The sequence below is a fragment of the Conyzicola lurida genome, from assembly GCF_014204935.1.
GTDB classification, from domain to species: Bacteria; Actinomycetota; Actinomycetes; order Actinomycetales; family Microbacteriaceae; genus Conyzicola; species Conyzicola lurida.
Map to the genome: position 1 here is coordinate 382914 of NZ_JACHMJ010000001.1, position 19951 is coordinate 402864.

Here is a 19951-nt window from a genome sequence, read left to right on the forward strand (position 1 = left end):
GGACTGCAGTTTGCTGAAGTGCCGCAACCCAATAGCCGGGAAGTTCAGGTTGAAAATACAAGCCTGGAGGCGGCGGGAGCGTCGCAGCAGTGCTTTTCCCGAGTGCGGATACAGAGGTTAGTGAAGCGTTCGCCCTGCCTGATTGATGTCGATACGCCGAGTTTGATGCAGTACGTCAATCAATCCTCATCGGTGCGCAGACGCTAAGCCAGGCTTATCCGCATAGAGCAGGGCCCGGTGAGGGGTAATTCTTGGCCGACAATCACGTTCGCCATTCGGGGCCGGTCGCAACCGGCCCGTCGCGTGAGCGCTGAGATCAGGGCGTGACGTCCTTACAAATGACGCATGGACAGCCGGATATGACCAGCTGAGTGATCAACCTTAGTCACGACGCCAAGTTCTTTGAGACGTGCGGCAAGGGCAGCCATACTCGGGCTTTCACGGAATTTCGGGCGCTTGCGTGTTGGATGCGCGATCGTCGCGTAGTCGCCGCCCACCGTACCGAGGATGGCTTGCAGATCGGTGAGCGAGAGCTGTGGCAGTAGTGACTGGAGGAGACCGACAACTCGGTCGGCATCGAGTCGATCCGCCAGTAGAGTCACGTCAGACTTAGGAAGCGATCGTCCGTGAGCTACTACCCAGTCAGCCAACTCCCGAACAGTTGCAAGCGACGCACCGGTTGCGAATTCACCGAATCGGGATACGACGACGTCTCGCGCGCTGTCATCCACGAGATCGCTCGAAAAGAAGTTGCTCAACTGCGTCACGGGAAGTTCCGTTGGCGTCATAAAGGAATCAAAGGCGGTCATATTGATCGCTAGTTCTCGACCTGACCAGTCGTCCGGGTCGAGCCGTTCAAAGCTTTCCGCATTGCCATCGATGACGTCGGACTCAATGAGACGACCGACCAGCTCCCCGCGTTCTTGCGGAACGAGATTCGCGCTGATGTATTTTTTTAGCCGCAGACTTTCGGCAAGTTTCGCGCGGACTGCAGCCGACGGGATCTCAGACGAGGCGGCAATAACAGCCAACGCCAACGCTCGCTTTTCGTCCTCCTCGTCCTCAGGCGCGGGCGCGTCAAGTATGAATCCGAACGTTGTAAGCAATCCGCCGAGCGCGTCGTCGAGTCCGATTTTGTTGAAGTAAACGAGCACATTGGCGTACGTCGCCGAAAATCGCCGTATGCGAGCAAGCTCTGTCCAAATGTCCGCAGTGACAAGTGCGAGCTCTTTCAGGACGACGTTAGGCGCCGCAGCGTCGACAACCTCGCTCAATGTGTCAGCGGCAACGCGTTGCAAATCGCTGAGCAATGAAGCGAAGTTTGTGTCGGTCCGGATGGTGGGCTCTCCAGGTAAGAGGGTCCTGAGATAGCCTCCAACTTCGTCAAGCACTCGCGAGTAGACAAGCGGGCTCGCTTCGCGAATGTCATCGAGTGCGATGCTGACCGACCTATTGTTAAGTGCCGACAGAAGGTTCTCGCGAGTGAGTTTGTAAGATCCACTCTCGGCCAAAGCGCGAGCAACTTTAGTGCTAGCGCTGGATAGTGAGGCGATTTGCGCGTGGGCAGCAGCGACGAGATCGGCTAACAGCTGCGCTTGGTTGTCCGCAATCTCTGGGTCGTTGAAGGCCGGTAGGTCAAGGAACCGCGATTCAATCAGAGGAGCCAACTCAGCTGGGACCTCATAGCTGATCTCGCCATTGAGATTACTGAGGGCAATATCTAGCAGCGGCAGTCGACGCTCGTCGTCGAGCGGTGCCCCCACACAGAGCAGCGTAAATACCCCGTCCCAAGATCGCGTGAGGCGTGCGACGAGAATCTCTGCATGTTGCCCATTCTCAAGGTATGCGTCGACCAGGGCCTTTTCTTCGACGCCGTAGTTGGCGAGTTGCTCGACGAACAATTCGGTTCGACTGTCGTCTTCAAGGGAAAGCAGGTGATCGAGGATGGAAAAGTTCAGCGAGGATTTCTCTTTGAGCAACGCGACACCGCGCTCGCGCAGAATGTCTTCCACGTCTTTCGGGCTCAATACAAAGTTCAGATCGGGTCGGTTCCGGTCAACGTGCCGTAGCAGGAACATCGTTGCCTCGCCACCAAGGAGCCCGTCATGGAATGTCGACGTATAGAGCGTGAAGTCCGCGTCAATATATCCGTTGCGGACCAGCTGGCGGGCGAGCTTCGATTTCATTGTCGTTTCGACTGCTGAATCGAAAGGCAGATCCGACACCGTGATCGACTTACGCGCGGCGAGCTCGCTGAGACCTGCAATTCGAAGAAATTCTAACTCGTCGACTTTCTCGGCTATCTTGCGGCCGATTGCTTCGCGTTGAGCGGCTAGCCATGAGGCCGCGTTCAGGGGATCACCAACGACAGCTGCGATGTCTTCCTTTGTAAATTTTGCGGTTCGAGGAAAGAGGTTCCCCCAGCCCTGCACTCGAATCTGATAAGTGAGTTCGAGTGTTCCATTCGTGGAGGCGAGGTTCTCCCAGAACGACGCTGTGTGCAGCGCAGGCCTGTCGATTACATTGCCTTCGAGCGTCATCGTGAGTGAGTTGTCATGACTCTGCGCGTGCCGGACGAAGCGATTGATGTGCGTCTCTAACAGTTGACCGAAGGAGTTTGCGCGGGGAGCAATCGTACGACGAGAGGACAGTTGCCTTCTGAGATCACGCAGACTCGCCTGACGCTCGGCTATGGCCTTATTGACGAATTCGCGACTCGCCTCGTAGAGATGATCGAGATCACTCTCTCCAATCTTGATCTTTTCGAAATCCGCGAGGTGGGTGCTTTTGTATAGCGTCATCGCAAGGAGTCCATCATCGGTCAGATCCAACTTGCTATTGACGATGATCCTCTCGCGAAATATAGCGAATTCATTGCGGATGTTCTTTATCAGGCGCATGTCCGCGACGTGACTGGCCGCGAGCGTGACGAGCGCCACCGAAACCTCATGACCGTCAATGCTTTTCAGCGTGTCGTGCAGCACATTTCGCGCGCTTCGATGGGTGACGAATGGGACAACCGGGATGACTAAATCGAAGAACTTCGTACGGTTCGCCCGAGCAATCTCCGCTTGTGCAGCATCGGGATCCGCCTCGACAATTACACGGCTTCGAGCCTTTTTCTGGCCTTTCTCCGCCTCGTTTCCTTTCTCCGCCTCGTTTCCTTCCTCCGCCTCGTTTCCTTCCTCCACCCCGTTTCCTTCTTCTTCTGCTGCAGCGCGTGCACCCAACTCGTCAAAAATGCTGTCCTTGATCGCGTAGATGAAGCGGATTTGCCGTCGTTTCAACTGCTTCGCGGCATTTAGGAGTGCGTTGAGAGACCGAAGCGTCTCGAAAATATGCGGCTCATCGAATCGGTCGATGTCCTCAAAAACGACGATGTTCACATGAGTCGTCTCAAAAAAATAGACAATTTCGTCCAAGTACTCATCAAAGAAGGACGCCGACTTCGTGGACAACGAAATTGTTGTTGAACCGGCCGAGATGCTCTCGATATGAATGCGATTGTGGAGAACTTTTCGCGCATTCAAAATGAATAAGATCAACACGACGTAGAGCGGGACGTTGATCCAGTCGACAAGGTCCGACGGAACTCGAGCGAGAGCGGCCAGCGACGTCGACCACCCGACTAGATAAAACGCGATGGTCAGCGGTGCGGCAACGAATGAGGCTAGGCCCAACTCACGCCAGAAGCGGAATCGCGTGACACGGCGATATCTGGATCCAGGCATGCGAACCGGATCTTGACTGTAGAGCAGCTGCTTGACGATCTCCTTTTGGATGCGATTCGTCTTTGTGGATGCTGTCTTCGCGACGCTGTCGTCCGGTGCGATTTCGTCCGCGAACCCCAACGTGGAGAGCGAAATCGAAATCGCTTGCTTGCGATGACGGCTAATTACATGTTGAAGAATGCTGCTCTTGCCCACTCCATAACTTCCGGTGAGGGCGATGTTGGTGATCGGAATACGCGAGGTGCTCGTCAATGCAGATTGGATTGCCGCGAAATACAGGCCGTGGTGATCAGGCTCATATCCGGGAGTGAGTGGCAGCAGTAACGGCGCAGTCTCACCGGGGCCAGGCCTGCTGCGCAGAGGAGACGAAACTGAGCGGAGAGCACCCAGAAGTTGATAAATCCAACCAACGTGCGTTCGGTCAGGATCATTGGCTGAGCGTGCGGGCGAATCCTCCATGTTGCCACTGATTATGACTCACCTCAGCCCCGGGACGTAACCATTGTTATCCGTGCCTGTCTAAACGACCGCGCCGGACGGCTCGACAACGCTTGAAGGTTTACCAATCTCTGGTAGCACGCGTCAACGTGGGGGCCGTACGTGGACGAACGTTGGCAAGGAAGGAGCCTTCGGCCTCAAACCATGCAATCGGCGGCGGAATAGATCCAGGATGTCTTGTCGCGCCCTTGGCGTTGTGCGCTAATCGCCTCGCAGTTGGAGCGCGGGCTCGATTATGCGCCGCAACAAGCGGCGCCTTGACACAATTGCCGCTGTCGGCCAATGGTATTGCTTGCTTTTTGGAGTTGACTGGCGGCTTCACGGAGATCCCCGGGTTGCTAGCTATCGCGGTGGTTCGGAACTGTACCTGACGGCCTGACTTGACAGGCGGATTGGCTGTGCCGCACGACCCGACGCACTCGGATGAAAATGATCCGTCATGCGGGCTCTTTGAAAAGCGCCAAATCGTTGGCCCTTTTCAAAGAGCCCCCTGTCGGATTCGAACCGACGACCCCCGCTTTACAAGAGCGGTGCTCTGGCCAACTGAGCTAAGGGGGCGGATGATGCAGGTCAATATTACTTTGCGACGCGAGCGCTTCGCGCCGCGAACGAGGGAGCGAGAACCCCTACGCGCCGAGCTCCTCCGCCACGGTGTCGAGCACCGAGGTCCAGTGGGCGAGCATCTCTTCCCTTTCAGAGGCGGAGGCGAGGCGCTCCTGGTGGAAACCAATCGTCGTGCCCGAGGCGGCCGGGGTCAGCGTCACCTGGAAGGTCGAGTCGTGGTCCCAGTCCTCGGGCTGCCACGTGATGCGCAGGCGCATCTGCGCGGTCAGGCTGCGGATCTCGCCGCGCACCCCGTCGCTCGTCTCGAAGGTGTCGCCCTTGCGGTTGCCGAGAGTCGCGTCGCCGAGCCAGGTCTCCACCCCGTCGACGATGAAGTACTCCCAGACATCCTCGAGCGGAGCATCGACGGTACGCCGAACCCCCAATTCCCAGCCGGCGTCCTTGGTGAGTCCAGTCGTGTCGTCCATCACTCAAGTATTAGCGCTACTTGGCGACGATCGCCAGCCGGACCCCGAAGCCGACGAGCGCGGCACCGGTCACGCCGTCGATCCACTTGCGTACGGTGTCGCGCTCCAGCCAGCGCCGCACACCGCGCGCGCCGAAGATGATGAGCGTGAACCAGGCGGCGGTCTCGACCCCGTGCACGGCGGCGAGCAGCACGCCCATGACGAGCTCGTTCGCGCCGGCCGGGATGAACCCCGGCAGCACCGCCACGTAGAACGCGCCGACCTTGGGGTTGAGCAGGTTCGTCAGCAGGCCCTTGCTCCACGCACCCCACCAGCCACGGGGGAGTGCTCCGTCTGCCGAGGCGAGAGCCGCGGCATCCGTCCTCTTGATCACCCTCGTGTAGATGAGACGGGCGCCGAGCCAGATCATGTAGGCGGCGCCGACGATTCGCAGCACGGTGAAGGCCACCTCCGACGCACGCAGAAGAGCGGCGAGACCCGCGGATGCCGCGACTCCCCACACGAACGCGCCCGAGATGATCCCGATCCCGGTCGCGATCGCCAACCGGTGTCCCTGCACGAGCGCCGAGCGCAGCACGAGCGCCGTGTCGAGGCCGGGCGTGATGGTGAGCAGCGCGGCCACGACCGCGAACGACAGCAGGGCGGCCGTGACGGTCATGTCAGCGTGGTGAGGTAGCGGCCCGCTTCGAGGCGCTTGCGCTTGTCGCTCTTCGTCTTGTCGGGCAGGCCGCCGACGTAGAGCCAGCCGAGCAGCTGCTCGTTCGGGGCCAGCTCGTGCATACGGTGCACGGGTTCGGTGCGGGTGAGGATGCCGGTGCGCCAGAACACGCCCCAGCCGGCTTCGTCGAGAAGCAAGCTGAGGGTATGGGCGACGCCGGACGCGACGGCCTCCTGCTCCCAGGCCGGAACCTTGAAGCTCGGTTTGTGGGTGAAGACGACCGCGATCAGCAGTTCGGCGCGCAGCGGCTTCGACGCGGCCTTCTCGGCGTCCTTGCCGGTAGCGCCGCTCGCCTCGGCGAACGCGGCGCCGAGGCGCACGCGGGCGTCGCCGCGCAGCTCGATGAGGCGCCACGGCTTGAGGCCGGAGTGGTCGGCCACGGTGGCCGCCGCTTCGACGAAGGGCAGCAGTTCGAGCCGGCTGGGCGCGGCAGACGTCACCTTGGAGTGCGACTGCCGCCGCATCACCGCGTCAAATGCCGACAACTACTCTTCCTTGAAGCCGAGGGAAAGCGAGTTCATGCAGTACCGGTCGCCCGTGGGGGTCTGGTACGCGTCGTCGAACAGGTGGCCGAGGTGCGAGTCGCACGTGGCGCAGCGGATCTCGGTCCGCGTCATCCCGAGGCTCTTGTCGACGACGAGGGTGACGGCGTCGGGGTTGACCGACTCGTAGAAGCTGGGCCATCCGCTGCCGGAGTCGAACTTGGCACCGCTCTTGAAGAGCTCAGCGCCACAGGCGCCACAGGTGTAGATGCCGTCGCGCTTCTCGTCGAGCAGGGCACCCGACCAAGGGCGTTCGGTGCCGGCTTCGCGCAGGATCTTGTACTGCACGGGTCCGAGCTCGGCGAGCCACTCTTCCTCGGTCTTCACAATCTTGGTGGTCATGGTGGTTCTCCTTTGACGAGCGGGAAGAGGTCTTCCGCTCTATTAAACTCGGGACTATGCCCGATTGTTCCATCGTCCACAAACAGTGGGGCGAACTCACAACCTCCGAACTCTATTCGCTGCTGAAGCTGCGCACCGACGTGTTCCTTGTCGAGCAGAAGGTCGACGAGGAAGAGCTCGACAACCGTGACCAGCAGGCGGAGCATTTTTTCATTCGGGATGACGCGGGCACGGCCGCCTACCTCCGTGTGCTGTTCGACGATGAGCCCGAGCATCTCGACGCCCACCGTGTCGTCGGGCGCGTGGTCGTGCGTGCCGACCGCCGCGGCGAGGGTCTCGCGAGAGTGTTGCTGGACAGGGTCTTAAGCCTCTACGGACACGAGGCGATGATGCTCCATGCTCAGGAGTACGTCGTTCCGCTGTATGCCAAGGCGGGGTTCGAGGCCTTCGGAGAGCCCTATCTGGAGGCCGGAATCCCGCACGTTTCCATGTATCGGGCAGGCGCAGCTAAGGGTGCACTTACTTAATCTTTGACAACGGCGGATAACTCAGCTTAGGGTTCACTAAGTAAGCACAGCCTTAGCTTACTAAAACCCCGCGCTGATTCCGGCCTACCCACTCGCCACCGCTCTGTCCTCGGACAGCGCGCGCGGGTGCGGCATCGCGCTGCACCCTGGAGTGAAGAATCCCGTGAATACAGCAGTCACCTCGCGCTTGGCTCGATGGGTCGCCGGCGTCGTCGCCGTAGCGCTCGTCTTCGGCGGCAGCCTCGTCGCGATCGCGCCGGCCAGCGCCGCGCCGTCCACCATCACCGGCGGAAGCCTGAGCTGGGGAGTGGACGCCGGCTACCGCTCGGTCTTCACCACCCGCGCCCAGGCCGGCGGCGCGACGCTCGACGCCGCGACCGACACCTTCTCGTTCCCGGCGGCCACGTCGTCGACCTATGACGTGGCGACCCGCACGGGCACGCTCACCTTCACGGGCAACGCGCGCATCGGCTACTTCGCCGGCGCGCCCATCCCCGGAACCACGGCGGGCAACTACTTCTACATCTCCAACCCGGTCGTCACGCTCGCGGGCGACACCGGCACGGTCTCCGGCCTCACCGCCGGCGATTCGCACAGCATCAACCCCGAGCTGCCGACCGCCGCGCTCGCGCAGCGCACCGTCGCGAACCTCGACCTCACGGGCATGACCCCGGTCGTCAGCTCCGACGGATCGTCGATCACGCTCACCGCCGTGCCCGCCACCATCACCGAGGCCGGCGCCGCGACGCTGGCGAACTACGGTTCGGCTTCCGACGCGGCCGCGACCAAGCGGGCCGTCGGCTCCGCGCTCGACCCCGTCACGATCACGCTCGCCGTCGTCGCACCCGTGGTCGCCACGGCCACCACCACGACGCTCGTCGCCCCCGCGACCGCGACCGTCGGCACCGCCGTCACCCTGAGCGCCACCGTCGCCCCGACCGCCGCCGCCGGAAGCATCGAGTTCTTCGACGGCACCACGTCGCTCGGAACCGTCCCCGTCGCCTCGGGCGCCGCCTCGATCTCCGCCCCGTTCACCGTCGCCGGCACCAGCAGCGTGACCGCGGTCTTCACCCCCACGGATGCCGCGGCCTACGCCGCGTCCACCTCGACGGCCGCGACCACGGTCGTCAGCGCTGTCGCGGTGCCGACCGTCGCCGTCTCGAAGACCACCCTGTCTGCGGACGGCGAGACCATCACCGTCACGGGTTCCGGTTTCCTCCCCGCGGGCACCGCGACCAACGGCACCCGTCCGCCGCTCGCGGGCAAGTTCGCCGGCGCGTATGTCGCCTTCGGGAAGTACGCGGATGTCTGGAAGCCGAGCGCGGGTGCCGCGTCGAGCGTGCGGAAGAACGACTCGGCCAACACGAAGTGGCTCGTCAGTGCCGCGGACGTCGCGACCATCGACCCGTCCGGATCCGGCGCGGGCGCCGTTCTCAACGCCGACGGCACCTTCTCGGTGACGATGACCGTGAAGCCCGGGTTCACCGGCGAGCTCGAGACCGGCAACTACGGCATCTACACCTACGGCGGCGGTGGCGTGGTCTACGCACCGTTCGAGACCTACACGCCGATCACCTTCGTCGAGGTGCCGGTTCCCACCGTCGCCGTCTCGAAGACCTCGGTCAGCGCCGCGGGCGAGACGATCACCGTGACCGGGTCGGGTTTCCTTCCCGCGGGCACCGCGACCAACGGAACGCGTCCGCCGCTCGCGGGCAAGTTCGCCGGCGCGTACGTCGCGTTCGGCAAGTACGCCGACGTCTGGAAGCCCAGCGCGGGTGCCGCGTCGTCGGTGCGTAAGAACGACTCGGCCAACACGAAGTGGCTCGTCAGTGCCGCGGACGTCGCGACCATCGACCCGTCCGGATCCGGCGCGGGCGCGGTGCTCAACGCCGACGGCACCTTCTCGGTGACCATGACCGTGAAGCCCGGATTCACCGGCGCGCTCGAGACGGGCAACTACGGCATCTACACCTATGGCGGCGGTGGCGTGGTCTACGCACCGTTCGAGACCTACACGTCGATCACGTTCGTCGAGGTGCCCGCACCCGTGGCCGTCGAGACCACGACCGTGCTCACCGCTTCTCCCGCCTCGGTCACCGCGGGCCAGACCACGACGCTGACGGCAACCGTCGCGCCCGTCGCCGCGGGAACCGTCGCCTTCTCCGCGAACGGTGCCGCCCTCGATACCGTCACGGTCGTCGGGGGAGTCGCGACACTGACGACCGGCGCGCTGGCCGCGGGCACGACCGCATTCACCGCCGCGTTCACGCCGGTCGATGCGACGCTGTTCACCGCGTCATCCGGAAGCCTGTCTGTCGTTGCGACGCCCGTCGTCGCCCCGACCGTCACCGGCCTCGCCTGGGGCGTCAAGGAGTCGTTCCGCAACTACATCCTCGGCCCGATCGCCCAGGGTGCCATCACGCCCACCGGTGCGACGGTCGACACCAACGGCCTCTTCACCTTCCCTAGTAAAACCGGCGGCAGCTACGACACCACGAAGGGCACAGGCACCTCGCTCTACAGCGGCTCGGTGCGCTTCACCGGCCACAACGGGGCGCTCGACATCACGCTGAGCGACCCGGCCGTGCGCATCACGAGCGCCACGACGGGATCGCTGTCGGTGAAGGTCAACGGTGGCGCGGCCATCGTCTTCGCCACCCTCGACCTCTCGGGAGGCGTCAAGACGATCACCGAGGCGAACCTGAGCTTCGCCGGCGTGCCCGCCACGCTCACGGCAGAGGGCGCGATCGCCCTCGGCAGCTACGCCGCCGGCGACGCGGTCGACCCCGTGAGCTTCGGCATCGACACGACGGTGACGACTCCCGAACAGCCCGCTCCGACCGCGACCACCACGACGCTGACGGCGGCCCCCGCCACCGTCGTCGCCGGTTCGACCACGACGCTCACCGCCACGGTCGCGCCGACCGCCGCCGGAACGGTCACGTTCCGTTCGGGTTCGACGATCCTCGGCTCGGCGCCGGTCGCCAGCGGCAAGGCCACGGTCACCACGGCCGCGCTGACCGTCGGCACCAAGTCGTACAGCGCCAGCTTCGCCCCGAGCTCGACAGCGTTCGCCGGCTCGGCCGGCACCGTCACGGTGACGGTCGCCCCGGCGCCGTCGCTCCCCGTCGACCCGACCGTGCCCGTTACTGCCGGACTCGACTGGGGAGTCAAGAAGTCGTTCCGCGAGTACATCGTCGGGCCGATCGCCAACGGCGCCATCACGCCCAGCGGCGTGACCGCCACCGCGACCGGCTATGGCTTCGCCAGTAAGACCGGCGGCAGCTACGACCAGGCGACCGGAAAGGGAACCGCACTCTACTCGGGCGCCGTGAACTTCACCGGCCACAACGGAGCGCTCGACCTCACGTTCAGCAACCCGAGCGTGCGGGTCACGAGCTCCACGGCGGCGTCGCTCATCCTGACCGTGAACGGCGGCTCCCCGGTCACCTTCGCGACGCTCGACCTGGGTGCCGCCACGAAGACCACGACCGACTCGACGATCCGCTACGCGGCGTCCCCCGCGGTGTTGACCGCCGAGGGTTCGGAAGCCTTCGGCGGCTTCTACGAGGCCGGCGAGAAGCTCGACGCGGTGACCTTCGTGATCACCCCGGCGGCCGTGCCCGGCCCGGTCGAGCCGACCCCGCCGACGGTCACCGCCACCACGACGAAGCTCACCGCTTCGCCGGCCACGGTCGTCGAGGCATCCACCGCGACACTCACCGCCAGGGTCTCCCCGGCGACCGCGGGCACCGTCACCTTCCGCTCCGGCACCGAGGTGCTCGGCACCGCCAGCGTGAAGTCGGGCAAGGCCACCGTCACCACGGAGGAACTGACCGCGGGAGTCGTGCGCTACACCGCCACGTTCAAGCCCACCTCGGCGCTCTTCGGCGGCTCGACCGGTTCGCTGGCGCTCACCGTCTCCGCGGCACCCGTGCCCGCCGAGCCCGAGGCGCCGAAGGGCGGCCTCGACTGGGGCATCAAGCAGTCGTTCCGCGAGTACATCGTCGGCCCGATCGCCAACGGCAGCATCGACGTCGACGGGGCCACCTTCACGAACGGCATCGTCGGCTTCGCACCGACGACCGACGGCACCTTCGACGGCAGCACCGGCACCGGGGTTTTCGCCGGATCGGTGCACTTCACCGGCCACGGCGGACTGCTCGACATCACGCTGGCCGACCCGGTCGTGCGCATCGACAGCGCGACGGCAGGCTCACTGCTCGTCGACGTGAACGGCACCGAGCGCGTCTCCTTCGCCACGCTCGACCTGAGCGCTGCAACGACGACGGCGACGGATGACGCGGTCAGCTTCACCGGCATCCCCGCAACTCTCACGGCAGAAGGCGCCGCCAGCTTCGACGGGTTCTACGAAGCCGGCACCGAGCTCGACCCGGTCGACGTGCAACTCGCCGTGTCGTCGGGCACCACCCCGCCCGACCCGACGACGCCCGGCGAGCCCGAAGAGCCCACGGCTCCCGAGGCCCCCGCCGTCACCGCGACCAGCCTGGCGCTCACGGCGTCGCCGGTCACCGTGAACGTCGGCGGCTCGACCGTGCTCAGCGCCCATGTCACCCCGGCCGCCGCCGGCGCCGTCAGCTTCGCCATGGGTCAGACCACCCTCGGGTCGGTCGCGGTCAGCGGAACGGGGGCGGCGACCCTCACGGTCGACAACCTGCCGGCCGGCGTGCAGACGTTCACCGCCGCCTTCGCCCCGTCGGACGCGAAGCTCTTCGGAGCTTCGACCGCGACCGCCGCTGTCTCGGTCGTCGAGAAGACGGTCGGCGCGGGTTCGCTGACCTGGGGCGTCAAGGAGTCGTTCCGCTCGTACGTGACCGGGCCCATCGCCAAGGGCGCGATCACCACGTCCGGCGTCGGTTCCTCCGGCGGACAGTTCACCTTCGGCCAGTCGGCCGGCGGCAGCTACGACTTCGCCACCGGCCTCGGCACCTCCGCCTACAGCGGATCGGTGCGGTTCACCGGCCACGCGGGTCTCCTCGACATCACGCTGAGCAACCCCGTCGTGCGCGTCGACAGCGCCACCCAGGGAACCCTGCTGGTGAGCGTCAACGGCGGGGCCTCCACCCCGTTCGCCACGCTCGACCTCGCGTCGGGCAGCCGTTCGACGCCCGACAACACGGTGAGCTACGCGGGCGTCCCCGCCGCGCTCACCAGCCAGGGCGCCGCGGTGTTCTCGCTGAACGGCTCGGGCTTCTACGCGGTCGGTTCGGCGCTCGACCCGGTCAGCTTCGTCATCGGAGCGGTCAGTTCCCCTGCCACCCCGTCGCCGACCACGATCGCCGCGTTCGCGGCGGCCCGCACCGCGGCCGCCACCCCGCCGGCGACCACGGGCATCACGATCGCCGAGGGCGTCGAGCTCGTCGAGGGCGGAGAGGTCACCATCACGGCGACCGGCTTCCAGCCGAACGAGACCGGCATCCTCGTGGTCATCTACTCGACGCCGACGGTGCTCAGCACCAACGCGACGGCCGACGCCAGCGGAACCGTGACCTGGACGGGCCGCCTCCCCGTGGGCCTGACCGGCCAGCACACGCTGACCTTCCAGGGCTCGGTCAACCGCGGCGTAGAGATCACGATCGCCACGGCACCCGCCGCCGCGATCGTGGGCTGTGTGGTGGATGACGCGACCATCACCTGGGGCTTCAAGGAGTCGTTCCGCAGCTACATCAGCGGTTCGATCGCCAACGGCGAGTGGACCGTCGCCGACGGCGCCACCTACGAGGTGCCGAACTTCGGCTGGAGCGCCGGCACCGGAGGCTACGACGCCGAGACCGGCGAGGGATCGCTGGCGTTCGCCGGGTCGATCGCCTTCACCGGCCACGGCGGCGTGCTGAACACCACGGTGTCGAACCCGCAGGTGCGCTTCATCGACGCCGACAGCGCCGTGCTGCTGCTCGACATCTCGGGCACCACGCAGGATGGTGCGGTCGTCGACACGAAGGCCGTCGAGTTCGCCGGCATCGACCTCGCGGGTGTGCTCGAAAACGACGGGGGAGCGGTGACCATCACCGCCGCCCCGGCCGCGCTCACCGACGCGGGTGCCGCGGCGTTCGGCACCTACCCGGCCGGGGAAGCGCTCGACCCGATCACGATCGCCTTCTCGACCGCGGCCGACTGCGCCGTGGCCGCCGAGGACGAGCCCGTGACGACGGCCACCGCCGCGCCTGAGGACGAAGCGGCCGCCCCGGTCGCCGCCACGACCGACCTCGGCTGGATCATCTGGGTCGTGCTCGCACTGCTCGTGATCGCCGTCATCGTGTTGCTCGTGATCGTGCTGCGCCGCAAGAAGTAACCGACGGGAGGAGGGCGTCGGCCGGGTTCTGTGCGAACCGGTCCGGCGCCCTCCTTCTTTAATGAGTGGCAGGATGCTGCGGTGGGCGAAAACGACGAGACGACGGCCGAGTGGTACCTCCGTTTCGCCCGCGGCGAGGCCCACGGCCGCTCGGAGATCTACGAGCGCTGGGCGCTCGGCGTGGCCGCGGAACCGCGGCTGATCGCGCTTCTGGACGAGTTGCCCGCCCAGAAGCGGCATCCGCCCCTCCTCTTCGCCGTCACGCGCCTGCTCGGGGCCCCCGACGGAGCATACGAACCGTGGCGGGACTGGACGATCGCCCACTGGCCCGAGGTGCGCGCCGAAGCGCTCGTGCGGCTCACCCAGACCAACGAGCCGTTGCGTTGCGCCGCTCTGCTGCCCGCGCTCGCGCTCATCCCGGGGCCGCTCGCCCTGCTCGAGGTGGGCGTGGCGGCCGGGCTCTGCCTCTACCCCGACCGGTACAGCTACAGCTACGACGGCGGTGCGCCGCTGCACCCGGCCGACGGACCGAGCGCCCTGCTGCTCGAGTGTTCGACGAGCGGCGAGGTGCCGCTGCCCGCCGCGCTACCCGAGGTGGTCTGGCGGGCCGGCATCGATCTGGCGCCGCTCGACGTCGCCGACCCCGCCGATGACCGCTGGCTCGAAACGCTCATCTGGCCCGAACAGGCCGCGCGGCTCGAGCGCGTGCGGGCGGCAATCGCCATCGCGCGTGCCGATCCACCCCTACTAATAGAGGGGGACGTGACCGACGCACTGCCTGCCCTCGCGGCTCAAGCTCCCGCCGACGCGACGCTCGTCGTCATCTCGAGCGGGGTGCTGGTCTACGTCGCGCGTCCCGGGCGCGAACGCTTCGTGTCGGCCGTACACGCCCTCGACGCGCGCTGGGTGTCGCTCGAGGCGGCAGGGCTGTTCCCGACCGTGGTCGACGGCATCGGCCGCGCCACCGGGCTGACGCACGAGGAGCTGCGCGGCCGGTTCGCGCTCGCGCTCGACGGCGATCCGCTCGCCTTCGTCGCGCCCCACGGCGACCGCGTCGACTGGCTGGCCCGGCCCTGATGCGAGTGCTCTACGGCGCGTAGATCGCCCGCGCCAGAGCGTCGAGCACGAGCGGCGTCCGCGGCCCGAAGCTCAGGATCTCGCCGTCGGCCATATCGACGAAGCGACGATTCTGTCCCGCCGTAGTGAGTCCGATCACGGGCTTCGTCTCGATCAGCCCGTCCACGCCGCCGGCGCTCTCGATGCCGTCGGTCATCACGAGGATGAGGTCGGGGTTGCCCGCGACGAGCGCCTCGTCGGTCATGGGCTTCATGCCGTCCCAGCCGATCTCGCCCGCGACATCGATGCCGCCGACGCCCTCGATCAACTCGTCGGCGCCCGACTCCTCGCCGAACAGGTAGTAGATGCCCGATCCGCCCCGTAGATAGAGGAACAGCATGCGCACCTTGTCGGCGTCGTCCTGCGGCGCGACGGCGGCGATCTCCGCGATCGTGTCCGCGATCTCGGTCTGCAGGCTCGCCGCGAGCAACTCGCCCGCCGGAACCACGCCGAGCGCGGCCGCGACCTGCCGCGCCAACTCACTCACGCCGTCCATGCTCGGCGCGGTGTCGACGTAGACCACGTCGATGCCCGCCTCGCGCAGCTGCAGAATGACGTCGGTCGGGCCGATCGTGCCGTCGGTGATGAGCACGGTCGGGCGCAGCGCGAGCACCGCCTCGGTCGACACCGAGTGCCCGCCCGAGGTGATCAGCGGCAGGTCGGCCGCCTCGGGGAACGTCGTCGACACGTCGCGCCCGACGACACTGTCGCCCAGCCCCAGGCCGAAGATGGTCGCCGCGATCGACCCCGAGATGTCGAGGCCCAGAATGCGGTCGGTCGATTCGACCGTGATCGGGATGTCGCCCCCGAGGTCGTGCGAGGTGACAGTGGCCGGCAGCTGCTGTTCCGGGTCGGTCGCGACCGGCGTGATCGCGGCATCCTCGAGCACCGCTGTCGACGGGCCCTCGACGACGCGCGGGTCGTCGGCCAGGTCGAGTTCCGCGAGCGGTACCGACTGGTCGGCCGCCGGGGTCTCCGCCGCCGGCGCACCGGCATCGCTCGCGCAGCCGCCGAGCAGTGCGACGACGATCGCGGCCGAGAGCAGCGCGCCGAACGACGCGGGGCGGGGGAGTGTCATGCGGGAATCCTGTCGGCCGGGTGCGGCCACGAGGCCTGGATCGTCTATTTAGGATACCCTAAGTTCTCGCGCCCGGGGAGGCCGCGCCTGCGAACTGCCGCGTCATTGGGCGGTCGCACGGTTTCGCTGTCATAGGCTTGCGCAGAACGTGAGGGGTACAACCGTGGCCACGAGTGTGGAGTCGGCGAGTCTGCAGTCAGACCAGCCCGCCGCCCGCGCCCTCTCGGAGCGGGACCAGGCAGTTCTCGACTTCGAACGTCAGCTCTGGCGTCACGCCGGGGCGAAAGAGGAGGCGATCCGCGAGGTCTTCGGCCTTTCTGCCGCCCGGTATTATCAGATACTGAACACCGTGATCGATTCGCCGGCCGCTGTGCGCCACGATCCGATGCTCATCAAACGCTTGCAACGGGCGAGAGATGAACGAGTGACCGCCCGAGCTGCGCGATCACTCGCGAGTCCTCGCCCCGTGGACCGAGCAGGTAGCACCCTGCCAGACGAAACGACTGATTAGAACTATGGCCAGTTACCCGAAAGACCGGTTCGACGACCTGCCCAAGGACCTCGTTCGCGTCGGTGCCCACCGCGCCCCCAAGAAGCGCGGCGGCGGCTGGATCGGTTTCGCCTGGGCAGCACTCGCCACTCTGGTGCTCATCGTCGGCGGCCTGTTCACGCTCTCTCTCGTCGACCCGAGCATCCGCTTCGAGTTCCCCGGCCTGCCCGCAGCGAGCGAGCCGAGTGCGACGCCCACCGACGCCACCACTCCCACCGCTTTGCCCCTGACCGACCCCGCGCTGATCGATCCCGCGCGCGGCATCACGATCACCGTGCTCAACGGTTCGACCGTCGTCGGCCAGCAGGATGTCGCGGGCGCGGCACTCACCAGCCTCGGGTGGCCCGTGGGAAGCCTCACCACCGCGTCGACCAGTGACATCGAAGAGACCATCGTCTACTACAGCAACCCGGCCGACGAAGAGATCGCGCGCGGACTCGTGCAGGCCCTCGGCGTCGGAGACGTGCGCGAGAGCACCGCGTTCGTCGGTGCCCCGATCACGATCGTCCTGGGCGCCGACTACGCGCCCACGCCGTAGTCGCGAGCCGGTCTCGGCTGCCCTCACGGGGCATCCGATCGCTCTATAAATACAGAGCAGCGTTCACAAAAACGGGCCCGAACGGCCACTTGTGTTACCAATGTGTTTAATCCTTGTTTATTCATGTCGCAGGGGCCGCAACCCCCTCTTTTCCGCGCATCTGCCCGGTTACGATCTGGAATTGTTCGCACCGCGCATGGTGCGGGCGTCGAGATACACGCACCAGGGAGCAACACATGGCGAACGGAACCGTGAAGTGGTTCAACGCTGAAAAGGGATACGGATTTATCACCGTGGAGGGCGGGAGCCAGGACGTCTTCGTCCACTACTCCGCCATTGACATGGGGGGATACAAAGTTCTCGAAGAGGGTCAGAGCGTGACCTTCGAAATCGGCACCGGCAGCAAAGGCCCACAGGCGGAATCGGTGCGTCTCGCGCAGTAGCGCGACACCTTTTCCGCTCGCGACAATGACCCGTGTAATGCGGGTCATTGTTGTGCGCCCGGAGAGTTGACCGTCGATCCTCCCCGAGTGCCCCGTCGCTTTCTTGCACTCGTCCCTACCGAGTGCCCCGTCGCTTTCTTGCACTCGTCCCTACCGAGTGCTAATTTTGTGTCTGGCACTCGCATGGTTCGAGTGCTAAAGAATTCGGTAGGCAGACGTCCGGGAAGGACGAGAAACACACATGGCAAAGATCATTGCTTTCAACGAAGAGGCCCGTCGTGGCCTCGAGCGCGGCCTGAACATTCTGGCCGACGCCGTCAAGGTGACGCTCGGCCCGCGCGGCCGCAACGTCGTGCTCGAAAAGAAGTGGGGCGCGCCGACCATCACGAACGATGGTGTGTCGATCGCCAAGGAAATCGAACTGGACGACCCGTACGAGAAGATCGGCGCCGAGCTGGTCAAAGAGGTAGCCAAGAAGACGGATGACGTCGCCGGCGACGGAACGACCACCTCGGTCGTCCTCGCCCAGGCCCTCGTTCGCGAAGGACTCCGCAACGTCGCTGCCGGTGCTGACCCGATCAGCCTCAAGCGCGGCATCGAGAAGGCCACCTCGGCCGTCATCGAGGCACTCATCGCCTCCGCCAAGGAGATCGAGACCAAGGAAGAGATCGCGGCTACGGCTTCCATCTCCGCCGGCGACCCCGAGATCGGCGCACTGATCGCCGAGGCCATCGACAAGGTCGGCAAGGAAGGCGTCGTCACCGTCGAGGAGTCGAACACCTTCGGCACCGAGCTCGAGCTGACCGAGGGCATGCGCTTCGACAAGGGTTACCTGTCGGCATACTTCGTCACCGACCCCGAGCGCCAGGAAGCGGTCTTCGAAGACCCCTACATCCTCATCGTCAACGGCAAGATCTCCAACATCAAGGACCTCCTGCCCATCGTCGACAAGGTCATCCAGTCGGGCAAGCAGCTCCTCATCATCGCCGAAGACGTTGACGGCGAGGCTCTCGCGACTCTCGTTGTGAACAAGATCCGTGGCATCTTCAAGTCGGTCGCCGTCAAGGCTCCCGGCTTCGGCGACCGTCGCAAGGCGCAGCTGCAGGACATCGCCATCCTCACCGGTGGCCAGGTCATCTCCGAGGAGGTCGGTCTCAAGCTCGAGAACGCCACCCTCGACCTCCTGGGCCGCGCCCGCAAGGTCGTCATCACCAAGGACGAGACCACGATCATCGAGGGCACCGGCGACGCCGACGCCATCGCGGGCCGCGTCAAGCAGATCCGTGCCGAGATCGAGAACACCGACTCCGACTACGACCGCGAGAAGCTGCAGGAGCGCCTGGCCAAGCTGGCCGGCGGCGTTGCGGTCATCAAGGCCGGAGCCGCGACCGAGGTCGAGCTCAAGGAGCGCAAGCACCGCATCGAGGACGCCGTCCGTAACGCGAAGGCTGCCGTCGAAGAGGGCATCGTCGCCGGTGGTGGCGTCGCCCTCATCCAGGCCGGCAAGATCGCCTTCGAGTCCGCCGCAGTCACCGACCTCGTCGGCGACGAGGCGACCGGCGCGAACATCGTCCGCGTTGCCATCGACGCACCGCTCAAGCAGATCGCGCTCAACGCCGGTCTCGAGCCCGGTGTCGTCGCTGACAAGGTCCGTCACCTCCCCGTCGGCCAGGGCCTCAACGCCGCGACCGGCGAGTACGTCGACATGCTGGCCGCCGGCATCAATGACCCGGTGAAGGTCACGCGCTCGGCTCTGCTCAACGCTGCATCGATCGCGGGCCTGTTCCTGACGACCGAGGCTGTTGTCGCCGACAAGCCCGAGAAGAACCCCGCTCCGATGGGTGACCCGTCGGGCGGCATGGACTTCTAAGTCCTAGCAGTTCAGAAAATGGGCGGTCTCCTCACGGAGGCCGCCCATTTTTCTATCCCTTTCTGAGATCTCGTCGTCTGGCATACTGGTGCCGCCCTCGACTCGAAAGGACCCCATGCGCAGTCCTCGCGCCCAGCACGCAGCCGTCGCCGCACTCGTCATCCTCGCCTGCGCGGCATGCACCCCGGGTGCCGCCGAACCCGCCGCATCGCCCACACCCAGCGCCACCGTCGACCCGACCACCGAACCCACGGCCGAGCCCACGCTCCCGCCGGGCGGAGAGTCCTACGGCACGCTCGAGGAACTGCGCGTCGCGCTCACCGGCGCGGGCATCGACTGCCCGTCGCTCGTCGACCCGGCCGGTATCCCCGACGCCACCGAGTCCGGTTGGTGCCCCGACTACCAGTGGGGTCTCTCGATCTACCCCACCGTCGAAGCGCGCAACCACGTGCTGCAGCTCAACGTCGACAGCCAGGAGCCCCAGCCGTTCCTGGTCGGGACGAACTGGCTGCTCGCCTCGGCGTCGCAATACCCGTTGGAGGAACTCGGCCAAGTCGGCGGCGTGCTCGGCGGAATCGTCTGGCAGTCGCCGGAGCCGTTCCCGGAGTAGCTCGCGCTTAACGGAGCCGCCGCGAGCTCCGTAAACCGCCCCGC

14 protein-coding genes and 1 tRNA gene are annotated in these 19951 nt (G+C 65.7%); 8 read left to right on the top strand and 7 right to left on the bottom strand.

Features of this window, described 5'->3' with window-relative positions; genetic code table 11:
- Positions 1–332: 332 nt before the first annotated feature.
- From HD599_RS01945 to msrB, 6 genes are all read right to left on the bottom strand, one after another.
- Positions 333–4190: a YobI family P-loop NTPase gene (locus HD599_RS01945; RefSeq protein ID WP_184233156.1), complete on the bottom strand. Its 3858-nt coding sequence runs from the start codon at positions 4188–4190 to the stop codon at positions 333–335.
- Between the two features lie 523 nt (positions 4191–4713).
- Positions 4714–4787: transfer RNA gene (locus tag HD599_RS01950), tRNA-Thr, on the bottom strand.
- Between the two features lie 68 nt (positions 4788–4855).
- Positions 4856–5260: an SRPBCC family protein gene (locus HD599_RS01955; protein WP_184233158.1), complete on the bottom strand. Its 405-nt coding sequence runs from the start codon at positions 5258–5260 to the stop codon at positions 4856–4858.
- Positions 5261–5276: 16 nt separating this feature from the next.
- Entirely contained in the window at positions 5277–5918 is a 642-nt protein-coding gene (locus HD599_RS01960; RefSeq protein ID WP_184233160.1) for a LysE family translocator, read from the bottom strand.
- Positions 5915–6463: a nitroreductase family protein gene (locus HD599_RS01965; RefSeq protein WP_246376066.1), complete on the bottom strand. Its 549-nt coding sequence runs from the start codon at positions 6461–6463 to the stop codon at positions 5915–5917. Before HD599_RS01965 ends, HD599_RS01960 begins: the two co-directional genes overlap by 4 nt.
- The gene (gene msrB / locus HD599_RS01970; protein WP_184233162.1) at positions 6464–6862 is read right to left on the bottom strand and encodes a peptide-methionine (R)-S-oxide reductase MsrB; all 399 of its coding nucleotides are present in this window, start codon (positions 6860–6862) and stop codon (positions 6464–6466) included.
- A gap of 56 nt (positions 6863–6918) precedes the next feature.
- Between msrB and HD599_RS01975 the strand changes: the two genes are divergently transcribed.
- From HD599_RS01975 to HD599_RS01985, 3 genes are all read left to right on the top strand, one after another.
- Positions 6919–7389 (top strand): GNAT family N-acetyltransferase, encoded by a 471-nt coding sequence (locus HD599_RS01975; RefSeq protein WP_221420417.1) that lies wholly within the window; start codon positions 6919–6921, stop codon positions 7387–7389.
- A gap of 163 nt (positions 7390–7552) precedes the next feature.
- The gene (locus HD599_RS01980; protein WP_184233164.1) at positions 7553–13702 is read left to right on the top strand and encodes an HtaA domain-containing protein; all 6150 of its coding nucleotides are present in this window, start codon (positions 7553–7555) and stop codon (positions 13700–13702) included.
- A gap of 81 nt (positions 13703–13783) precedes the next feature.
- Entirely contained in the window at positions 13784–14779 is a 996-nt protein-coding gene (locus HD599_RS01985) for a DUF2332 family protein (RefSeq protein WP_184233166.1), read from the top strand.
- Positions 14780–14789: 10 nt separating this feature from the next.
- On the opposite strand, the gene HD599_RS01990 is transcribed toward HD599_RS01985, so the two are convergent.
- Positions 14790–15896, bottom strand: a complete 1107-nt coding sequence (locus HD599_RS01990; RefSeq protein ID WP_184233168.1) for a heme/hemin ABC transporter substrate-binding protein — start codon at positions 15894–15896, stop codon at positions 14790–14792.
- A gap of 175 nt (positions 15897–16071) precedes the next feature.
- Here HD599_RS01990 and HD599_RS01995 point away from each other — a divergent pair, with 175 nt between their 5' ends.
- From HD599_RS01995 to HD599_RS02015, 5 genes are all read left to right on the top strand, one after another.
- Positions 16072–16407 carry a DUF3263 domain-containing protein gene (locus tag HD599_RS01995; RefSeq protein ID WP_425489172.1) on the top strand — a complete coding sequence of 112 codons (336 nt, stop codon included), beginning with the start codon at positions 16072–16074 and terminating at the stop codon, positions 16405–16407.
- Positions 16408–16411: 4 nt separating this feature from the next.
- Positions 16412–16984 carry a LytR C-terminal domain-containing protein gene (locus HD599_RS02000; protein ID WP_184233172.1) on the top strand — a complete coding sequence of 191 codons (573 nt, stop codon included), beginning with the start codon at positions 16412–16414 and terminating at the stop codon, positions 16982–16984.
- 236 nt (positions 16985–17220) lie between these two features.
- A complete protein-coding gene (locus HD599_RS02005) occupies positions 17221–17427 on the top strand; it encodes a cold-shock protein (protein WP_184233174.1) in 207 nt (68 codons plus the stop codon).
- Positions 17428–17668: 241 nt separating this feature from the next.
- Positions 17669–19297, top strand: coding sequence for a chaperonin GroEL (gene groL / locus HD599_RS02010; RefSeq protein WP_184233176.1), 1629 nt, complete (start codon positions 17669–17671; stop codon positions 19295–19297).
- 115 nt (positions 19298–19412) lie between these two features.
- Positions 19413–19907 carry a hypothetical protein gene (locus HD599_RS02015; RefSeq protein WP_184233178.1) on the top strand — a complete coding sequence of 165 codons (495 nt, stop codon included), beginning with the start codon at positions 19413–19415 and terminating at the stop codon, positions 19905–19907.
- The last annotated feature ends 44 nt before the right edge of the window (positions 19908–19951 follow it).

Coding starts and splice junctions, on each gene's coding strand:
- HD599_RS01945 (WP_184233156.1), bottom strand. CDS start 4,190: ATGGAGGATTCGCCCGCACGCTCAGCCAATGATCCTGACCGAACGCAC.
- HD599_RS01955 (WP_184233158.1), bottom strand. CDS start 5,260: ATGGACGACACGACTGGACTCACCAAGGACGCCGGCTGGGAATTGGGG.
- HD599_RS01960 (WP_184233160.1), bottom strand. CDS start 5,918: ATGACCGTCACGGCCGCCCTGCTGTCGTTCGCGGTCGTGGCCGCGCTG.
- msrB (WP_184233162.1), bottom strand. CDS start 6,862: ATGACCACCAAGATTGTGAAGACCGAGGAAGAGTGGCTCGCCGAGCTC.
- HD599_RS01975 (WP_221420417.1), top strand. CDS start 6,919: ATGCCCGATTGTTCCATCGTCCACAAACAGTGGGGCGAACTCACAACC.
- HD599_RS01990 (WP_184233168.1), bottom strand. CDS start 15,896: ATGACACTCCCCCGCCCCGCGTCGTTCGGCGCGCTGCTCTCGGCCGCG.
- HD599_RS02000 (WP_184233172.1), top strand. CDS start 16,412: ATGGCCAGTTACCCGAAAGACCGGTTCGACGACCTGCCCAAGGACCTC.
- HD599_RS02005 (WP_184233174.1), top strand. CDS start 17,221: ATGGCGAACGGAACCGTGAAGTGGTTCAACGCTGAAAAGGGATACGGA.
- groL (WP_184233176.1), top strand. CDS start 17,669: ATGGCAAAGATCATTGCTTTCAACGAAGAGGCCCGTCGTGGCCTCGAG.
- HD599_RS02015 (WP_184233178.1), top strand. CDS start 19,413: ATGCGCAGTCCTCGCGCCCAGCACGCAGCCGTCGCCGCACTCGTCATC.